1 protein-coding gene is annotated in these 1,451 nt (G+C 68.2%); it reads left to right on the top strand.

Annotated features, from left to right (window positions below):
• Nucleotides 1-67: 67 nt before the first annotated feature.
• Nucleotides 68-1,444, top strand: coding sequence for an IS30 family transposase (locus ACZ53N_RS37345; protein WP_469145133.1), 1,377 nt, complete (start codon nucleotides 68-70; stop codon nucleotides 1,442-1,444).
• Nucleotides 1,445-1,451 lie beyond the last annotated feature (7 nt).

Genomic DNA, 1,451 nt, shown 5'->3' with positions numbered 1-1,451 from the left:
GGTGGATTCAACTGATCGTCGCAACACCTCGTTCATGGAGGTGCTGATGGGTAGGCCAGCGGGCTGGATGACGGAGCTGACCGGCAGGTCGCCAATGAAGTCGCCTGGCAAGCCGTCACTGCGTCGAGACACCGAGCGGTCGTTCTGGCATGAGATCGGCAAGGGGCGGACCAGCGAGGAAGCCGCGGTCGCGGTCGGCGCGTCACCGGCAGCCGGCAGTCGCTGGTTCCGGGACCGTGGCGGGATGCCCACTTTCCTGCGTGGTCCTGTCTCGGGGCGCTTCTTGACATTTGAAGAGCGCGAGGACATCGCCCTGCTGAGGGTTCAGGGTGCCGGGGTGAGGGAGATCGCCCGACGACTCGGCCGCCATCCTTCGACCGTCTCCCGGGAACTTCGCCGCAATGCGGCCACCCGCGGCGGCAGACTCGAGTATCGCGCGTCCGTCGCGCAGTGGAAGGCCGAGCTGATGGCCCAACGTCCCAAGTCGGCCAAACTGCTGGGGAATGACCGGCTCCGCGAGTACGTGCAAGAACGGCTCGCCGGGGATGTCCGGCGTCCGGACGGCACGCAGGTGGCCGGGCCGAGCACGCCGCGGTGGAAGGGGCGGAACAAGCCCCACCGTCAGGACCGGCGGTGGGCGACGGCCTGGAGCCCGGAGCAGATCGCGGGCCGGCTCAGGGCCGACTTCCCCGATGATGACTCCATGCGCATCTCGCACGAAGCGATCTACCAGGCGCTTTACGTCCAAGGACGCGGGGCCCTCAAGCGTGAGCTGGTCGGCTGTCTGCGGACCGGACGTGCACTGCGGGTTCCCCGTGCCCGAGCCCGACGGCGGGCGAACGGGCACGTCACCTCCGAGGTGATGATCAGCCAGCGACCGGCTGAGGCCGAGGACCGGGCAGTCCCGGGACACTGGGAAGGCGACCTCATCATCGGCACCGGCAAGTCCGCGATCGGCACTCTGGTCGAGCGCACGACCCGGTTCACCATGCTGCTGCACCTGCCGCGGCTGGAAGGCTTCGGCGTCGAGCCGCGGACGAAGAACGGGCCGGCGCTGGCCGGTCTGGGCGCCGAGGCCGTCAGGGACGCGATCGCCTCCACGATCACCGCGCTGCCCGAGCAGCTGCGTCGTTCGTTGACCTGGGACCGCGGCAAGGAACTGGCACAACACGCCCGCCTCCGCGTCGACACCGGCCTCGAGATCTACTTTGCGGACCCGCACAGCCCATGGCAACGAGGCACGAACGAGAACACGAACGGGCTGCTGCGGCAGTACTTTCCGAAGGGCACCGACCTGTCCCGGTGGCAGGCGGGCGACCTCGAGGCCGTTGCACTCGCCCTCAACAGCCGACCCCGCAAAACCCTCGGATGGAAGACACCCGCCGAAGCCCTCAACGAACACCTATCCTCAACTAAAGAAGCCGGTGTTGCGACGACCGATTGAGTCCGAG

The organism is Streptomyces sp. NPDC033229 (assembly GCF_055576875.1).
Note: the sequence above shows the minus strand (reverse complement) of the source record. Positions and strands in the feature narration are given on the sequence as shown.